Source organism: Actinoplanes sp. NPDC049681, from assembly GCF_044465265.1.
In the GTDB taxonomy this organism is placed as follows: Bacteria; Actinomycetota; Actinomycetes; order Mycobacteriales; family Micromonosporaceae; genus Actinoplanes.
In genome coordinates, this window is record NZ_JBITLP010000010.1 from 24,994 (window position 1) to 41,785 (window position 16,792).

Genomic DNA, 16,792 nt, shown 5'->3' on the forward strand with positions numbered 1-16,792 from the left:
CTACTCCGGCTGCGTGGTCAGCACCCGCAGGCGTACGCCCGTGATCGCGCGGCCGGTGACCTCGGTGACCTCGGCGGTGTGCCCGTCGACCTCGATGACCTCCCCCGGCCCGCTGGGGATGTGCCCGAGCCGGGACAGCACCAGGCCCGCCACGGTCGTGTAGCCGCCCTCGAGACCCTCCACGTCGACGCCGATGTCGGGCAGGTCGTGGATCGGGAAGGTGCCGGGCAGCAGCATCGCCCCGTCGTCCTCGTGCACCACCGCGCGCACGTCCCGGTCGGTCTCGTCGTAGATCTCGCCGACCACCTCCTCCACCAGGTCCTCCATCGTGACGATGCCGCCGGCGGTGCCGTGCTCGTCCACCACGAGCGCGAACTGCTGGCGCTGCAGGCGCATCTGGTGCATCGCATCGGAGACCTTCAGCGTCTCGGGAAGAAAGAGCGGTTCGAAGACGTACGCGATGACAGGACCGTCCATCTCGACCAGATCCCGCAGGTGCACCACCCCGAGCACGTCGTCGAGCCCCAACGGCCCGGTGACCGGAGCCCGCGAGTGCCCGGCCGCCACCAGCTGCCGCAGCGCCTCCTCGGCACGCAACACCGCCGGCAGCGTCACCACGTCACGCCGCGGAACGACAATCTCGCGCAGCGTACGGTCAGCGATCTCGAACGCGCCGCTGATGATCGAGCGTTGCTCGGCGGAGAAGCTCTCCTGCCCGGCGACGATGTCGCGGATCTCCTCGCTGGTCACCTCCTCCCGCGCGGCGTCCGGATCACCCCCGGCGATCCGCACGACGGCGTCACCGGCCTTGCCCAGCAGCCAGACCGCGGGCCGGGCGAGGGCGGCCAGGACGTCCAGCGGCCGCGCCACGGCCAGCGCCCATCCCTCCGCCCGCTGCATGGCGATCCGCTTCGGCGCCAGCTCGCCGATCACCAGCGTGAAGAACGTCAGCACGACGGTCACCACGATGATCGCGGCCGGCTCGGCGGCGCCGCCGAGAAAGCCCAGCGGCCCGATCAACGGCTGCGCCAGGGAGACGGCCGCGGCCGCCGAGGCGAGGAACCCGGCGAGGGTGATGCCGATCTGAATGGTGGCCAGGAAGCGGTTCGGGTCGCGTGCCAGCCGCGCCAGGGTCGCACCGGTGCGGGACTCGCGTTCGAGGCGTTGCAACTGGCTCTCGCGCAACGCGACGAGCGCCATCTCGCTGCCGGCGAAGACCGCGTTGAGCAGGACGAGAATCACGACGAGCGCGATCTGCCAGCCATAGCCACCCATCCGCGTACCCTTACCCCGATCCGGTGCGCGGAACGCCCATCTATGGTGGCGGCATGTCGACGGCGGACCGGGACCTGGCTATCGGGGCGGCGGAGGCCGGTGCTGCGGTCGTTCGTTCCGATCACGGGCCGTCGCTGACACGCTTCCGGAAGGACGGCGGCGACTTCGCCACGACGGCCGGCCTCGAGGCCGGAAGGCCATTGAGTGCACTCAAAGTGCGAGGCAGCCGAAGCCGGAATCGGCGGGAGTAGGGTCGCGAATGTGACTGCGCAGCTGCCGGAGCTGTTGACCGCCGTCCTCCGGGATGTGAGTGCGACCTACCCGCTCCGGGTCGCTTGTGAGGCGGTCGGATCGAGACACAGGAACGAAGTCGCGGTTCGCATCACACCTGACGACAGCTCCAGCTTGGAAGTTCTGGTCCCATGCGGGGAAATCTCAGCCGAGGAGCTGGCCGAGCTCGCTGACCAGATCGCCGACGGGCTGGTCGAAGCCCTTCCCGGGAAGGGCTATCCCGCGTCATGGCCGGAGTGCCCTCTGCATCCGGGCAGCCATCCATTAGAGGCACGCGTGGACGCGCAGGAAGCCTCGTGGATCTGCCCCGGCGCCGACACCAGCATCTCGCCGGTCGGCTCGCTGAAAAACCCTGCTCGTTCTCATCGAGAACCAGCGCGGGAACCGATGCCGGCGGCGGCCAGCGTGCAGCAGACCGCCACGGCGATGAGAACACCGGTGTAGCTGCCCGTCGCGGTGTGAAGCCAGGCAGCCGCCAGCGGTGCGGTGGCCTTCGCGAGCGTTGTGGGGACGACCAGGGCGCCGGCGAGGGTGGCGTAGCGGCTGATGTCGTACCGCTCGGCGAGCAGGGCGGGCTTGGCGATCGTGGCGACGCCGAAGCCGATGCCGAACCCGATGACGGCGCCGATCGCGCCCGCCGTGGTGGCGCCGACGACCGGCATGGCGAGCGCGGCGGCGGCCTGGACGCCGAAGACGACGGCGGTGACGGTCGCCGTGCGGAAGCGGCGTTGCAGGCCGGTGGTGAGAAGGCGGCCGGCCACGGACAGCACGCCGAGCAGGCCGGCGATGGTGGCGGCGGTCGACGGCGGGTGCCCCCAGGAGACGAGCGCCGCCACCAGGTGCACGGTGAGCGCGCTGACGGCGGCGGTGTGCGCGGTGAGGCCCGCGGCGAGCAACCAGAATCCGGGGTCGGCGAGCGCGGCCCGGACGGTGCCGGTCGAGGGCGGCGCGGCTGTCGCGGCCCGTGGGCGGTGCGGGTGCGGAACGGTGAGGGCGTGGAGCGGCACAGTCACCGTATGGATGGCGGCGAGGACGAGCAGGGTGGCGCGCCAGCCGTGGGCATCGGTGAGCCAGCCGGTCAGGGGAAGAAAGATGCTGCTTGCGAAGCCCGCGACGACGGTGAGCGAGAGCAGGGCGGCGGCGCGGCGTTCGGCGCTGAACCAGGCGATGACCACGGCGAAGGCGGCTTCGTAGAGGCTGGCTGCACCGGCGGCTCCGATGCCGATCTGCACCAGATAGAGCTGCCACAGGTTCCGGATGCCGCTGAACGCCACCAGCATGAGCACGCCGAGCAGGGACCCGGTGGTCATCAGGGCGCGGCCGCCGTGGCGGTCGAGCAGGCGGCCGACCGGGATCGCCAGCGTCGCGGCGGTGAGGACGTTGGCGGTGAGTGCGCCGGTGACCGCGGTGGTGCTGGTGCGCAGGTCGGTGGCGACCGGTTCGAGCAGGACGGCGAACGCGTAGGAGAGCGTGCCGTAGCCGATCGTCTGGCTGATCGCGAGCGCCGCCACGGTCATCCGGCCGGTCTGCCGGTGGATGACCGCGGCGTTTCGGGTGGGGATCACCCGCAGCAGCCGCCCGCGTTCACCTCGGCCGCCGGCCGGTCGTCGAGTTGGTCGCCGGCGAGGGCGGCGAGCTGCAGCGCCACCTCCGGGTCGAGGCCCAGCTCGGCGGCCGCGGCGTGGGTGGCCCCGGCGACCGAACCCTTCTCCGGAAGGTGCCGCAGCGCGATCGACACGAGCCGCCCCGGGATGTCCGGGGCGAGGCCGTATCGGGCGGCGGCGTCGTCGAGCATCGCCTTCGCGCCCAGGGTCGCGGAGCAGACGCCGGTCTCGGGCAGGTCCAGTTGCACGTCCCGGGCGGCGGTCCAGTCCCCGGCCAGGGCAGCGGCGATGGAACGCACCTGCTCGTAGCCGGTGGCCAGCAGGAACGTAGGTGCGCGGCCGTAGGACTTCATACCGACGGCGTAGTAGCCGGGCTCGGGCTGGGTGAGTTCGTCGACGCCGTGCGGGCGGACCGTGCCGCAGGAGTGCTCGTTGGGGTCGATCAGCGGCGCCAACGCGCGCGTACAGCCCAGGGCGGGGTCGAGGTCGAGGCGCAGTTCCTCGGCGACGGCGTGGTCCGGCCGGAAACCGGTCGCGCCGACGATGCGGTCGGCGGTCACGGTGCGGCCGTCCACCGCGGTCAGTTCGACGCGCCCGTCGACGGCAGTGACGGCCTGTACGGCGAAACCGGTCACCAGCTCGATGCGGCCGTTCTGCACGAGCAGTCGTATGCCGGTGCCGAGCGCGCCGCGCGCGGGCAGGGCGTCGGCGTCCCCGCCTCCCACGGCGCGGTCGATGCTGCCGCCGCGGGTGGCCCACGTGATCCGGGTGCCAGGTTCCTGCTCTGCCAATTCCGCGAGCGCGAGAAGAGTGTTGGCAGCCGAGTGGCCGGCGCCGACCACGACGGTGTGCCTGCCGGCGAAGAGGCCGCGCTCGGCGCCGAGCACGTCGGGCAGCGCCCCGCTGATGAGGTCCGCGGCTTCGCGCTCACCGCGGGCCGGCAGGCCGTTCGCGCCGAGCACGTTCGGCGTACGCCACGTGCCGGACGCATCGATGACCGCGGAGGCGAGCACCTCCTCCCCGCTCGCCAGGCGTACGACGAACGGCGCGTGCTCCCGCCCGGCGGTCTTGACCCGGTCCAGGCCGACCCGGCCCAGCGCGACCACCCGGGCGTCGTATCGCACGTACGGGGCGAGGGCCGGCAGCTTCGCCAGCGGTTGCAGGTACGCCTCGACCAGCTCGCCGCCCGTGGGCAGCACCTCCGGATCGGGCTCGGCCCAGCCCGCGGCCTGCAGCAGTCGCCGGGCGGCATGGTCGATGTCGTAGCGCCACGGCGAGAACAGCCGTACGTGCGCCCACTCGGCTACCGCCGCTCCGGGCGAGGACCCGGCCTCCAGCACCAGGAACGGCAGCCCTCGCTCGGCGAGATGCGCGGCCGCGGCCAGCCCGACCGGTCCGCCGCCGATGACCACGACCGGCCACTCATCATTCTGCGCTGATCCGTCGGTGGTGTCGCCGCAGCACGACGCTCCCGCGGCGACCGCCTCGGCCTTCGCCTCGGGAGCACAGCAGGCGTTCGCCTCGGCGGCAGCCTCCGCAGTCCCGCAGCACGGTCCACCAGGTTGGTGCTGACCCATGGCCTATCCCCCATCATCTTGATCGTTGTCGAAGTGACCATCCCACCTTGCATTCCGATTAGACGACTGTCAAGCTATTCGGGTGTCGGTTCTTCCCGTGCTCGAAGCCACGTCCATGGAGGCGTGCTGTCCACCGCTGTCGGCCCAGGCGCTGACGTCGCAGGTCGCGGGCCGGCTCGCACCGCTGTTCAAGGCGCTGAGCGACCCGGTACGGCTACGGCTGCTGTCCCTGATCGCGTCGACGAGCGAGGTGTGTGTCTGCGATCTGACCGACGGCTTCGAGGTGACCGGGGCGACCATCTCGCATCACCTGCGGGTGCTGCGGGAAGCCGGACTGGTGGACTGCGAGCGCCGCGGCGTCTGGGTCTACTATCGGGCCCGGCGCGACGCGCTGGACCTGCTGGGCGGCGTCCTGACCGGCGCCGACGACCCGGCGGCCATCACGGATCAGCGAGAAGTGATATCACCTCAGCCTGATGTGACCCGCTTGCTGGGTGATCCCCTCCGGGCGCGGCTGGTGCAGATCCTCGCTGACGGTCCGGCGACCACCTCGGACCTGGTCGCGGACACCGGCGCCAAGCAGCCCAACGTGTCCGGGCACCTCAAGCTGCTGCGCGAGACCGGGGTCGTGAGCGCCGAGCCGCGTGGCCGGTTCACCTACTACCGCCTCAACCCGGCCGCCCTCCAGGGCGCCGCGCTTCACCTGGCGGACCTCGCCGCACGAGCACGCGCCAACGCCGACCGGTTCCGAGCGCATGAATCGCGTTGAGACCTGGCGGCGTCTGCTCGCCGAATTCGCCGGCACGGCGATGCTGGTCGCGGCGGTCGTCGGCTCCGGCATCATGGCCACGAGCCTGTCGCCCGGCAACGTCGGCCTGCAGCTGCTCCAGAACTCGATCGCGACCGCGTTCGCCCTCGGCGCCCTCATCCTCACCTTCGGCCCGATCTCCGGCGCCCACTTCAACCAGGTGGTGTCGGCCGCGGACTGGTGGCTCGGACGCCGGCACGGGACCGGCCTGACCGGCAAGGACCTCGCCCGCTACGCCGCCGCACAGACCCTGGGCGCGATCGCGGGATCGGTGCTGGCCAACACGATGTTCGACCGCGCCCCGGTCAGCATCTCGACCACCGTCCGCACCGGCGCCCACCTGTGGCTCGGCGAGGTCGTCGCCACGGCCGGCCTGCTCCTGCTGATCTTCGCGCTCGTCCGCTCCGGCCGTGCCGCCGTGGCACCCGCTGCCGTCGGCGCGTACATCGGGGCGGCGTACTGGTTCACGTCGTCCACCAGCTTCGCCAATCCCGCGGTGACCATCGGGCGAGCCTTCACCGACACCTTCGCCGGCATCGCCCCGAGCTCGGTGCCGGCGTACGTCGGCGCACAGCTCGTCGGCCTGCTCGTCGGCCTGGGACTCACCGCCGCGCTCTACCCCCACGCCGGCGCCGACGCCGGCAAGGTCGTCGTCCCCAGCTCACTCCCGGGAGAGAAGCCGTGAGCACCAAACCGTCCGTCCTGTTCGTCTGCGTGCACAACGCCGGCCGCTCCCAGATGGCCGCGGGCTGGCTGCGGCACCTCGCCGGGGACAAGGTCGAGGTCCGCTCCGCCGGCTCGGCACCCGCCGACCGGATCAACCCGGCCGCGGTCGAAGCGATGCGCGAGGTGGGTATCGACATCACCGGGCGCCTGCCGCAGAAGCTCGAACGGGAGACCGCCGAAAGCAGCGACGTCATCATCACCATGGGCTGCGGCGACGCCTGCCCGGTCTTCCCCGGCAAGCGCTACGAGGACTGGAGACTCGACGACCCGGCCGGCAAGGGCGTGGACGCCGTACGCCCGATCCGCGACGAGATCAAGGCCCGCGTCGAGAAGCTGCTGGCCGAGCTCATCCCGGCAGCCTGACCGCGGCACGGGCGGCCCCCGGATCGGCTGCGGCGAGCGCCTGCTGGGCGGCTGCCCGGCATTCGTCCGACGTGTACGCCGCCAGCGCCGCCCGCACCCCCGGCACCGCCGCCGGTGACATCGAGAGGCTGGTGATCCCCAGCCCGGCCAGCACCACCGCGAACGCCGGGTCCGCGGCCGCCTCGCCACACACCCCCACCGGCCGGCCGACCGCCGCGCCCGCCGCCGCGCACAGAGCGATCAGGGACAGCAGGGCCGGCTGCCACGGGTCCAGCAGGTCGGCCAGCTCGCCGCTGCGGCGGTCGGCGGCGAACGCGTACTGGCTGAGGTCGTTGGTGCCGACACTGAGGAAGTCGACCACCTGGAGGATCTCCGCGGACCGGACCGCGGCGGCCGGCACCTCGACCATCACGCCGACCGTCGGCAGGCCGGCGTCGCGGCACAGCGCGGCGAATTGGGCGGCCTCGGCGACCGTGGTGACCATCGGCGCCATCACGGCAACGCGGGCGGTGCAGTGGCGGGCGGCGGCGGCGATGGCGGCGATCTGGGTGCGCAGGATGTCGCCGCGGCGGCGGGCCATGCGCAGGCCGCGGATGCCGAGCGCGGGGTTGGGTTCGTCGTGCTCGTGCAGGAAGGGAAGCGGCTTGTCGGAGCCGGCGTCGAGGGTGCGTACGACCACCTGCCGGCCCGGCATCGCGGCGAACACCTCGGCGTACGCGGCGGTCTGTTCCTCGGGCGTGGGCGGGTCGATGTGGTGCTGGAAGAGCAGCTCGGTGCGGAACAGGCCGACGCCCTCCACCGCCACGCCGTCGAGCTCGGCGGCGCCGCCGATGTTGGCGAGCAGGGCGATCGGGTGGCCGTCCGCCGTGCGGCCGCGCAGGTCGGCGGGTTCCTCCCGAGCCGGGACGGGCGGGTCCTCGGTGACCTCGGCGGCGCGGCCGAGGGTGACCCGGCCGGCCGTGCCGTCCACGGTGACGATCGTGCCGTCGGCGATGTCGAGCGCTCCCCCGCACGCCACGACGGTCGGCAGTCCGCGGGCGCGGGCCAGGATCGCGGTGTGGCTGACGAAGCTGCCCGCCGAGGTGACCACGGCCAGCACCCGGGCCGCGTCGAGCAGGGCGGCGTCGGCGGGTGCGAGGTCCACCGCTACCAGGACGAACGGGCAGCCCGGCTCGGGCAGCGTCGGCATCGGCAGGCCGAGGCAGTGCGCCACCACGCGGTCGCGCAGGTCGTCGAGGTCGGCGGCGCGGGCCGCGAGCAGGCCACCGGCGGCCAGGAGCGCGGATCGGTGGTCGGCGAGCACGGCCGCGACCGCGTGCGGAGCCTCGAGGCCGGAGTGGACGGCGCTCGCGACGCCCTCCCGCAGGGCGGGGTCGGTGGCGAGGGCGGCCTGCGCCCGCAGGATCTCCGCGGCGGTGCCGTCGGCCTCGGCCGCGCGCCGCCCGATGTCATGGCACACGGCTTCGATGGCCGCGTACGCCCGGTCCACCTCGGTGCCGGCGTCCGTGACCGGGCGGGGCGGCGGCAGCCGGGGCGGGTCGGCGAGCCGGTACGCGGGCCCGGTGGCCGTGCCGGCGCTCGCCCCGAGGCCGCGCAGCAGCTCAGGCACCCGCCACGTCCAGGTCGGTGGCGAACAGTCCGGCCAGCCGGTCGAGCGACTCGGCGGCACCCTCGCCGTACGCCTCCAGGATGAGCTCGGTGCCGCAGAGCGCTCCCAGAGTCAGCAGGGCGAGCACGCTGTCCGCCCGGACCGGCGGCCGGTCCGGTGTGCGGACCGTGACCGGCACCGGGAGCAGGGCCGCGGCCACGGCGATCCGGGAGGCGGCCCGCATGTGCAGGCCGGCGCGCCCGGCCAGGAGAACCGTACGGATCATGGCTCGTCGTCCTCCGCATGGAACATCCCGACGATGGTCTCCGGGTCGTCCGCCTCCCGGAGAGCCTGCGCGCGTACGGGGTCGACCAGCATCCGGGCGAGCGCGGACAGCAGAGCCACGTGCCCGTCCCCGCGGGCGGCGATGGCCACGCAGACGGTGACGGTGGCGCCGTCCCACTCGACGCCGTCCGGGAAGCGCAGCACGGCGAGCGAGTCCCGGCGCACCAGCGCGCGCGACATGTCGAGGCCGTGCGGGATCGCGACGCCCTCGGCGAGGTAGGTCGACATGGCCCACTCGCGGTCGAGCATCGCCTCGCGGTACGAGCGGTGCACCGCGCCTATCTCCTCGAGCACGTCGGCACAGCGGTGGATCGCGGCCACCCGGTCCGTGGCGCGTTCGTGCACGCGGACGGCGGCCGCGTCGAGGACCGGCCGCAGGTCGATGGTCATCCGGCGAGCCTCACCAGCGCACGTCCCAGCACGCCGTCATTGTCGTCGGGATCCCACGTGACCACCAGGGTGGGCGTACCACCATGATCCGAGCCGGTCAGCATCTCCGTCGCCTGCACGCTCGGGGCGGCGTTGGTCACCAGCAGCAGGCCGTGAACCTGCTGGTCGGCGAAGACCCGCTGCGCGGCGGCCACGGCGGCCGACTGCAGCGATCCTCGGTCCACATAGCACAGCGAGATGCCGAACAACCGGTGCATCACCCCGGCGAGCAGGTTGCTGCCCGGGTCGTCGGGGACCCAGTGCAGGCCGGCGGCGGTGCGGCGCAGCGATTCGATCACCTTTTTCTCGTACGCGACCCGGCGCAGATCGGCCAGGCGCAGCGGATCGAGGACGTCGACCAGCCGCCGGCGCTGCGGCCCGGGCATCGCGTCCAGCAGCATCGCCAGGTTCTCCGACGTGACCCGGTCGAGCTGCGGCCGGGCCCGGGTCGCCGGCAGCGCGGCCAGCACCGCCGCCGCCTCGGTCAGCGGGAGCAGGGCCAGCTCGGCGGCGAGGCGGGCGTCGTCGAGGTGGCCGAGCAGCGCCGCCCGTCGCTCCGGTTCGGCGGCGATCAGCATCCTGGCGATGAGCCGCCCGTCCATCGCGGCGAGCAGGGCGTCGATCCGGTCCCGCGGCATGGCGAGCAGGACGCCGACCGCGCGCTGCGGCGGCGAGGCGTTGAGCATGGTGACGACGTGTCCCGTCGGCATGGCGCCGAGCACGTCAGCCTCCCGTGGTGCCGACGACGACGCCGCCCTGCTTGACGGCGGCCACCACCCGCGCCACCTCGGGATCGCCGAGGAACATGCGGAAGCCGACCACCACCGCGCCCGGCGCGCCGACCCGGGCGCGTTCCGCGAGGGCCGCCTGGCAGAGGACGATGTCCGCGTCGGCCGGGATGGCGGCCACCGGGTGATGCTCGATCGTCACCGGACACGTGCGCAGCTCGCGGCGCAGCTGACTGGCGAGCATGACGCTGCTGCCCATGCCCGCGTCGCAGGCCACCACCAGCTTGCGGACGCTGGCGCCGTCGATGCTGCTCACCTCAGATGCCTTCCTCGTCGCGGGCCAGCCGTCCGAAGCCGAGCAGCAGGGAACCGACCACGAAAGACACGGCGGCGGCCACCACCACCCCGGCCAGGACCCCGAAGTAGCCACCGCGTGGGGTCTCGGCGAGGTAGGCGAAGATGCTGCCGGGCGACGGCGTGGCCACCAGTCCCGCACCGGTCACCATGAAGGTCATGATCCCGGCGGCGCCGCCGCAGATCGCCGCGAGCACCATGCTCGGCTTCATCAGCACGTACGGGAAGTAGATCTCGTGGATGCCGCCCAGGAACTGGATGGCCATCGCGGCCGGCACGCTGGGGCGTAAGGCCTTCGGACCGAAGAGCAGGTACGCGAGCAGAATGCCGAACCCCGGCCCGGGATTGGTCTCCAGCATGAAGAGGATCGACTTGCCGGAGTCCGACGACTCGGCGATGCCCAGCGGGCCCAGCACGCCGTGGTTGATTGCGTTGTTGAGGAAGAGCACCTTGGCCGGTTCGATGAGGACGGCGGCGCCGGGCAGCAGGTGGTGCTCGACGAGGAACCGGACCCCGTTACCGGCCGCCGCGGTGAACAGGCGCATGACGGGGCCGATGGCCAGGACGCCCGCCAATGCCGCGAGGGCGGCGACGATGCCCGCGGAGAAGTTGTCGACCAGCATCTCGAAGCCGGGCCTGATGCGGCCGGCGAAGAGGCCGTCGACGAGCTTGAGGGCGTACGCCGCCAGCGGTCCCATGATCATGGCGCCGAAGAACATGGGTGACTCGGAGCCGACCACCAGGCCCATCGTGGCGACGGCGCCGACGACCGCGCCGCGCTGCGCGTGCACCATGCGGCCACCGGTGTATCCGATGAGGACCGGTAACAGGACGTGCGACACCGGGTCGATGAGGGCGGCGAATTTGTCGTTCGGCACCCAGCCCTTCTCGAAGAACAGGGCGGTGATCAGTCCCCAGGCGATGAACGCCGCGATGTTGGGCATCACCATCCCCGCGAGGTAGCCACCGAAGCGCTGCACACGTGCCTTGACGCCGGTGTCCTGGGCAGCGGGCGCGTACAGCTCTGCCACGGGAGAGCTCCTCAAAGGGGGAAGGTGGCTTTGTTGTACCGACGAGATCACCTAGTGTCAATTGCTCCGCGGGCTCCGTACCGGAAATTTCGGTGCCTCTGCGCGAACGTGCGCGCACCATCGGTTTTCGATCGGCCAATGCGCACAAAGCCGGGATAGTGGCGCCCTTCAACCATTCCGGGACGTCCCGGCCGTTCGTCCCATACGGAGAATCGGCCGAACGGCCTGTCACCCGGCCGCGCCCGGATCCGCGTCCTGTGTGGCGTACGGGGTGAGGCCGGCACCGAAAACGGGGGGTGCCGGCCTCACACCGAACCCGGCGCGGCAGCAGGAGGGAGGAACCTCGTGAGCCCAGAGGCGGTGATTGACCGGCCCCGGTACGCTCACGGCTCCTTTGCCGGGCCGATCGGATTGCGGGGAATGGACGACATCAGCGATGCTGCCTACGCGGCATTCGTTCGCGGCCGTTCCCACGCCCTGCTCCGCTCGGCCTTCCTGCTGACCGGCGACCAGCACCTCGCCGAGGATCTCGTGCAGGAGGCCCTGGCCCGCACCCACCGCGCCTGGTCGCGACTCGAGTGTCCGGGCAACGCGGAGGCGTACGCCCGCAAGGTCATGTATCACGCCCAGGTCTCCCTCTGGCGGCGGCCGAAGGTCGCCGAGGTCCTTCCCGGCGACGACCTGGAGCCCCGGGGTGGCACCACCGACGACCCGGCGGAGGCCGCGGTCCACCGGGTCGCGCTGCGCCGGGCCCTGCTCGCGCTCAGCCCCAAGCAGCGCGCCGTCATCGTGCTGCGGTTCTTCGAGGACCACACCGAGGTCGAGGCGGCCCGGCTGCTCGGCGTGTCGGTGAGCACCGTCAAGACCCAGTGCGCCCGCGCCCTCGACCGGCTCCGCGCCCTGGTGCCCGACCTGCGCGGGCTGGCCGACGTCCACGAGGGTCCACGGTGACGGGTCGCGATCCGCTGCGCGAGTCGCTGACCGACCTGGCCGGCACCGTCGCGCCCGCCGACCTCTACGAACGCTCGCTGCGCCGGTCGCGCCGCATCGGCCGGCGCGAAGCCGCGATCGGTACGGGCGCCGCCGTGCTCGCGCTCGGCCTGCTCGGCAGTGGACTCTGGCAGCTGCCGCACGCGTCCGTCCAGAGTGCCCGCGGCATCGCGGCGGTGCCGCTGAGCCCGGCCGTGGAGGCGCCGGCCGCCTCCCCCTCGGCCGCGGGGACGGCCTCCACCGCGCCGGCCCCGACGAGACCTCCGGGTCGGCCGGGCCGCCCGCGACCCAAGCCCGCCACGGTCGCGAAGCCGCGGTCGACCTCGCTGGCCGCCCTGCCGGGGAAGGCCTTCTACGACGGCGCGGGCACCACCGGCAACCTGGTCCGGCTGACCCGCGACGGCGATCCGGAGACCGTACTCTCCGCCCCCTTCTCCACTCTGGGCGTGTCGCCGGACGGCACCCGGATCGCGTACGTGTCCGGAGGGGAGCTCCTGGTAGTCGGCACTGCGGGGGGCGAGCCCCAGCGTGTCTTCGCCGGCACCGCCTCGGCGGACCAGGCGCCGGCGTGGTCGCCCGACGGCGCGCGACTGCTCATCGACGCCACCGACCCGGGCCTGCTCGACGTGGCGACCGGCCGGCTCGATCCCCTGCCCAGCGGCCTCGAGGGCGAGCACTACCGCTGGTCGGGCGACGGCACCACGCTGGTGTACGCCACGCCCTCCTGCGGGCTCGAGGTGGCGGGCGTCGACGCTTCGAGCGGCACCCCCGTACCCGATCAGGATCCGGCGGACGGCCCGGCGGCGTGCCGGCCGGTCAGCGTGGACACCACCGGAGATCTCGTGACCGTGCAGACCGAGGGCGCTGCCACGGGTACGGCGGACGCGGTGCTGGACACGAGGACCGGCGAGCTCGTGGCCCTCCCGGTGGCCGGAAAGATCATCGGAGCGGTGTTCGACGCGGAGGGGAATCTGCTGGTCCGCTGGGTGCGCGACGGCACGAACCGGCTGTCCCTGTTCGACCGCGACTTCGCCCTGCTCGTGCAGACCAGGGAGCCCGCCGAGCTGAAGGGCCTGGATCTGGTCGCCTACACGCGCTGAGAATGCGACGATCATGGCGATGGCCGACACCCCGCCCTGGTGGCGCCGCGGACCCGTGGTGGTCGCGGTGGTGGGCCTGATCCTGCTCACCGAGCTGATCGTCGGCTGGAATCCGCTGGTCGAGGCTATCGCGCAGCTGCGGACGCCGCACTGGAACTGGGTGGCCGGCGCAGTCGTCGCCGAGATCGCGTCGATGGGCTCCTACGCGCGCATGCAGCGGGCCCTGCTGCGCGGCGCCGGCACCAAGGTGCAGGTCCGCAAGCACGTCGCGCTGGCGTACGCGGCGCACTCGCTGAGCGCCACGCTGCCCGGCGGTCCGGTGTTCTCCACCACCTTCAACTTCCAGCACATGCGGCGCTTCGGGGCATCGTCGGCCGTCGCGTCGTGGTGCATCGCGCTCAGCGGGGTGCTGTCCACGGGTGCGCTGGTGGTGATCGGCGCGGTCTTCGGCATCCTGACCCGCAGTACGGGCAGCTGGCAGACCCTGCTCGGCTACACGGGCGGCGCCCTGTTGGTGGCGCTGGCCGTCAGGGTCGTGGCGCAGCACCCGGAGTTGCTGATGGCTCCTGCCCGGCGGCTGCTCCGCGGCGTCAACCGGATCCGCCGGCGCCCGGCCGACGCCGGCCACGCCCGGCTGGCCGGGTTCCTGCGCCAGCTGCGGTCGGTGCGCGTACGGCCCCTGGACTTCGGCTACGCGGTGGTGCTCGCGGTCGCGAACTGGCTGCTCGACGCGTTGTGCCTGTGGATGTGCTGCATCGCCGTGGGTGCGCCCGACATCCGGCCCGCGCAGCTCGTCATCGCGTACTGCGCGGGTATGGCCGCGGCGAGCGTACCGATCGTGCCCGGCGGTCTGGGCGTGGTCGACGGCGCGCTCATCCTCGGCCTGGTCGCCGGCGGCCTGACCGGCAGTTCCGCGGTGGCCGGCGTGGTGCTCTACCGGCTGATCAGCTTCGGTTTCATCATCGGCCTCGGCTGGCTGGTGTGGCTGGTGATGCGGTCCCGGGCTAGGGCAAGAACTCCTCGGGGCGTACCGGCCCACTGACGTCCCCGCTGCGCCGGCCGAACAGCTTCCAGCCCCGCTTCTTCTTCTCCGGCTCCCGGACCGCCTCGCCGTTGAGCACGGCCAGGCGGTGCTGCGCGACCGGGTTCTCCGGCTCGAGCTTGAGCGACAGCAGGAACGCCTGCCGGGCCTGGTCGGCGTGGCCCAGCGCGTCCAGCGTCACGCCGTGGGTGAAGTAGTAGTGCGCCTCGTCCGGGTCCAGTCCCACCGCGGTACGGGCGGCCTGCTCGGCGTCCGCGTACTGCCGCTCGGCGGCGAGCAGCGACCAGGCCACCCGGTCGTGCCAGAGCGCATTCTTCGGCTCCGCGATGACCGCCCGGTACGCCATCGTGACCGCCTCCTCGTGCCGCCCGAGCAGGGTCAGCGCGCGGCTGGCGATGGCCAGCGGCCGGGGGTCCTCGGGGGCCAGCTCGATGCCGCGGTTGGCCGCGTCGAGCGCCCTGTCGACCTCGTCGAGCACGAGCCGGATCCGGGCCATCAGGATCCAGCCCGCCGCGGAGGTGGGATCGGCGGCGAGGACCGGCTCGAGGTGCTGCGCCGCCGTGGCCGGATCGATCCGCTCGAAGTACGCGGCGGCGCGGGCCACCCCGATCTCGGTCGGCGTGCCGGACCCGGCGGACCCGGCCTTCTGCGGCTGCGGCGGCGCCGTACGGGCGTCGACATCGGTCATCGGCGCGCCCGGCTCCGCGGGAAGGTAAAGGTCACACGGTCATCATCGGCGGGATGGGCGACGCCCTTGAGCCGTTTCCGGGAAAACGCCCCGGTCGTGCGGCTCGGGCTCCGGGACCGCCGCGTACGCCCGGACCGGGAACGTCCCGAAGGCCACCACCCGCGGTGGCGCGGCGGTGAACCGGGCGCCCACCGGCGGCAGGTTCTCCAAGCCGGTCAGGTTCTCGACGATGGGGATGCCCGCGCCGAGGAGCAGGGTGTGCGCGGGCCGCTCCCCCGCTGCCTTCGGCGAGGCGTCGTCGATGTTGGGGGCGTCGATGCCGACGAGCGCGGCACCGTGGTCGACCAGCCACTGCGCGCCGGCTCCGGTCAGGAAGGGCGGGTTCTCCGCGTACGCCGGGGTCGCCCAGTGCGCGTCGCCGCCGGTGTGCAGCAGCACCGCCCGGCCGGCGACGGCCAGGTTCTCGAGCGCGTCCACGCCGACGCCGCGGACCTCGCTGCCCGCCGTACGCACCACCACGGCGGGCAGGTCGGCGAGGCGTTCGAGCGGGAGCCCGGCGAGGTCGGTGCCGTCGGCGTACCGGTGGAACGGGCTGTCCAGGTAGGTACCGGTGTTGCCGACCATCATGATCGTGTCGATGGCGAACTCGGTGCCCTCGACATAGATCTCGCGGGAGGCCTCCCGGGTCAGGTGCGGCGTGATCACCGGTGCCGGCTGTCCCGGTGACGTGATCAGGCCCGCGCTGATCACGTGGCTGAGCTCGACCCATCTGGTACGCGGCTGCCGCTGCGACGGGCCGCCCGGCGTGCCCAGGTGCGGCTCGGCGAAGACGCGAATGTTCGCCAGCTCGACGCGGTCGACCAGCAGCAGCCGGCAGGCCGTGACGAACAGCGACGCGATCTCCGCCTCGGTCACGTCGGCATGCGGGATGTCGACCCGGAACCCCTGCGCCTGCAGCCCGCCGCCGTTGGAGAAGGTCACGACGGCGTCGAATTGCGCGCGGTACTGCAGCACGGTCTCCCCGCTTCCTATCGCAGCTCGATCACGGCCTCCACGAGCAGCCAGATGCCGAAGATAGCGAAGAGGGCGGCGGCGCCGTACTTGATGACCTTCTCGGGAAGGTGCCGGCCCAGCAGGCGGCCCACCAGGATGGCGAGGGCGTCGGCGGCCACCATGCCCAGGGTCGAGCCGAGCCAGGTGCCGAACCAGCCGTGCTGGGTGGCCAGCGTGATGGTGGCGAGCATGGTCTTGTCGCCCAGCTCAGCCAGGAAGAAGGCGCCGCCGACGGCGAGGATCGCGGACCCGGTCGAGCGTTCGGCCTTGGCCTTCTCGTCCTCGGTCAGCTTGTCGCCGCGCAGGGTCCACGCGCCGAACGCGAGGAAGGCCAGGCCCGCCACGAGGGAGATCCAGCCGGTGGGCAGCGCGGCGCCGAGGCCGTATCCGATGCCGACCGAGACGAGGTGCACGACGGCGGTGGCGACCGTGATGCCGATCAGCACCGGCATCGGCTTGAAGCGGGTGGCGAAGGTGAGCGCCATGAGCTGCGACTTGTCGCCCAGCTCGGCGACGAAGATGACGGCGAAGCTGAGCGCCGTCGCGACGAGGAAACCGTCCATGGAAGGAAACTCCCGGTGCGTGTGTCGGACCGGGGTTCGGACGCAGGGCGACCTCGACCCGGCCATCGGAACTGGCCAAGTCGAAGGTCTCGCTCGCCCCGGCGGACCGAGGCCGCGTGGCCGGATGCGCCGCAACGAGCCGGCGGATCAGTATGTCGACCACGACGTTGGGAGCTACTCCCCTTCGCGATCTCGATCCTACCCGGCCCGGCCGCCGCCGGAGCGACGACGGCCGTG

17 protein-coding genes and 2 pseudogenes are annotated in these 16,792 nt (G+C 72.7%); 7 read left to right on the forward strand and 12 right to left on the reverse strand.

Features of this window, described 5'->3' with window-relative positions:
• From ACIBO8_RS32345 to ACIBO8_RS32355, 3 genes and pseudogenes are all read right to left on the reverse strand, one after another.
• The gene (locus ACIBO8_RS32345) at positions 1-1,275 is read right to left on the reverse strand and encodes a hemolysin family protein (RefSeq protein ID WP_396119213.1); all 1,275 of its coding nucleotides are present in this window, start codon (positions 1,273-1,275) and stop codon (positions 1-3) included.
• Positions 1,276-1,928: 653 nt separating this feature from the next.
• Positions 1,929-3,131 carry an MFS transporter gene (locus ACIBO8_RS32350; RefSeq protein WP_396119214.1) on the reverse strand — a complete coding sequence of 401 codons (1,203 nt, stop codon included), beginning with the start codon at positions 3,129-3,131 and terminating at the stop codon, positions 1,929-1,931.
• 257 nt (positions 3,132-3,388) lie between these two features.
• Positions 3,389-4,747: pseudogene (locus ACIBO8_RS32355) on the reverse strand (NAD(P)-binding domain-containing protein); the annotation flags it as partial.
• Positions 4,748-4,862: 115 nt separating this feature from the next.
• Here ACIBO8_RS32355 and ACIBO8_RS32360 point away from each other — a divergent pair.
• The 4 genes and pseudogenes from ACIBO8_RS32360 to ACIBO8_RS32375 all read left to right on the forward strand — a co-directional run.
• A pseudogene (locus ACIBO8_RS32360) lies at positions 4,863-5,162 on the forward strand (ArsR/SmtB family transcription factor); the annotation flags it as partial.
• Between the two features lie 63 nt (positions 5,163-5,225).
• Positions 5,226-5,516: an ArsR/SmtB family transcription factor gene (locus tag ACIBO8_RS32365; RefSeq protein WP_396119568.1), complete on the forward strand. Its 291-nt coding sequence runs from the start codon at positions 5,226-5,228 to the stop codon at positions 5,514-5,516.
• Complete coding sequence (locus ACIBO8_RS32370) at positions 5,503-6,240, forward strand: aquaporin (RefSeq protein WP_396119215.1); 738 nt, start codon at positions 5,503-5,505, stop codon at positions 6,238-6,240. Before ACIBO8_RS32365 ends, ACIBO8_RS32370 begins: the two co-directional genes overlap by 14 nt.
• The gene (locus ACIBO8_RS32375) at positions 6,237-6,644 is read left to right on the forward strand and encodes an arsenate reductase ArsC (protein WP_396119216.1); all 408 of its coding nucleotides are present in this window, start codon (positions 6,237-6,239) and stop codon (positions 6,642-6,644) included. The genes ACIBO8_RS32370 and ACIBO8_RS32375 overlap by 4 nt, the downstream gene beginning before the upstream one ends.
• Here ACIBO8_RS32375 and ptsP read toward each other — a convergent pair.
• Genes ptsP through ACIBO8_RS32405 form a run of 6 tightly spaced genes read right to left on the reverse strand, consistent with a single transcriptional unit; the run spans position 6,628 to position 11,119 of the window.
• Positions 6,628-8,253 carry a phosphoenolpyruvate--protein phosphotransferase gene (gene ptsP, locus ACIBO8_RS32380; RefSeq protein WP_396119217.1) on the reverse strand — a complete coding sequence of 542 codons (1,626 nt, stop codon included), beginning with the start codon at positions 8,251-8,253 and terminating at the stop codon, positions 6,628-6,630. The genes ACIBO8_RS32375 and ptsP overlap by 17 nt on opposite strands.
• Positions 8,246-8,518: an HPr family phosphocarrier protein gene (locus ACIBO8_RS32385; RefSeq protein ID WP_396119218.1), complete on the reverse strand. Its 273-nt coding sequence runs from the start codon at positions 8,516-8,518 to the stop codon at positions 8,246-8,248. The genes ptsP and ACIBO8_RS32385 overlap by 8 nt, the downstream gene beginning before the upstream one ends.
• A complete protein-coding gene (locus tag ACIBO8_RS32390; protein WP_396119219.1) occupies positions 8,515-8,967 on the reverse strand; it encodes a PTS sugar transporter subunit IIA in 453 nt (150 codons plus the stop codon). The genes ACIBO8_RS32385 and ACIBO8_RS32390 overlap by 4 nt, the downstream gene beginning before the upstream one ends.
• Positions 8,964-9,716 carry a magnesium transporter MgtE N-terminal domain-containing protein gene (locus ACIBO8_RS32395; RefSeq protein ID WP_396119220.1) on the reverse strand — a complete coding sequence of 251 codons (753 nt, stop codon included), beginning with the start codon at positions 9,714-9,716 and terminating at the stop codon, positions 8,964-8,966. Before ACIBO8_RS32395 ends, ACIBO8_RS32390 begins: the two co-directional genes overlap by 4 nt.
• A gap of 13 nt (positions 9,717-9,729) precedes the next feature.
• Positions 9,730-10,050: a PTS lactose transporter subunit IIB gene (locus tag ACIBO8_RS32400; RefSeq protein WP_396119221.1), complete on the reverse strand. Its 321-nt coding sequence runs from the start codon at positions 10,048-10,050 to the stop codon at positions 9,730-9,732.
• Position 10,051: 1 nt separating this feature from the next.
• Positions 10,052-11,119, reverse strand: a complete 1,068-nt coding sequence (locus ACIBO8_RS32405; protein WP_396119222.1) for a PTS transporter subunit EIIC — start codon at positions 11,117-11,119, stop codon at positions 10,052-10,054.
• 420 nt (positions 11,120-11,539) lie between these two features.
• Here ACIBO8_RS32405 and ACIBO8_RS32410 point away from each other — a divergent pair, with 420 nt between their 5' ends.
• Genes ACIBO8_RS32410 through ACIBO8_RS32420 form a run of 3 tightly spaced genes read left to right on the forward strand, consistent with a single transcriptional unit; the run spans position 11,540 to position 14,251 of the window.
• Positions 11,540-12,070: a SigE family RNA polymerase sigma factor gene (locus ACIBO8_RS32410; protein ID WP_396119223.1), complete on the forward strand. Its 531-nt coding sequence runs from the start codon at positions 11,540-11,542 to the stop codon at positions 12,068-12,070.
• Complete coding sequence (locus ACIBO8_RS32415; RefSeq protein ID WP_396119224.1) at positions 12,067-13,209, forward strand: TolB family protein; 1,143 nt, start codon at positions 12,067-12,069, stop codon at positions 13,207-13,209. The genes ACIBO8_RS32410 and ACIBO8_RS32415 overlap by 4 nt, the downstream gene beginning before the upstream one ends.
• Positions 13,210-13,228: 19 nt before the next feature.
• Positions 13,229-14,251, forward strand: coding sequence for a YbhN family protein (locus ACIBO8_RS32420; RefSeq protein ID WP_396119225.1), 1,023 nt, complete (start codon positions 13,229-13,231; stop codon positions 14,249-14,251).
• Here the strand turns inward: ACIBO8_RS32420 and ACIBO8_RS32425 are convergent.
• From ACIBO8_RS32425 to ACIBO8_RS32435, 3 genes are read right to left on the reverse strand one after another with little or no spacing between them, the layout of a single operon-like run.
• The gene (locus ACIBO8_RS32425) at positions 14,214-14,939 is read right to left on the reverse strand and encodes a tetratricopeptide repeat protein (RefSeq protein ID WP_396119226.1); all 726 of its coding nucleotides are present in this window, start codon (positions 14,937-14,939) and stop codon (positions 14,214-14,216) included. The genes ACIBO8_RS32420 and ACIBO8_RS32425 overlap by 38 nt on opposite strands.
• 42 nt (positions 14,940-14,981) lie before the next feature.
• A complete protein-coding gene (locus ACIBO8_RS32430; RefSeq protein ID WP_396119227.1) occupies positions 14,982-15,953 on the reverse strand; it encodes a cyclase family protein in 972 nt (323 codons plus the stop codon).
• Positions 15,954-15,967: 14 nt separating this feature from the next.
• On the reverse strand, positions 15,968-16,555 hold the full coding sequence (locus tag ACIBO8_RS32435; protein ID WP_396119228.1) for a TMEM165/GDT1 family protein: 588 nt from the start codon (positions 16,553-16,555) through the stop codon (positions 15,968-15,970).
• Positions 16,556-16,792: the final 237 nt, after the last annotated feature.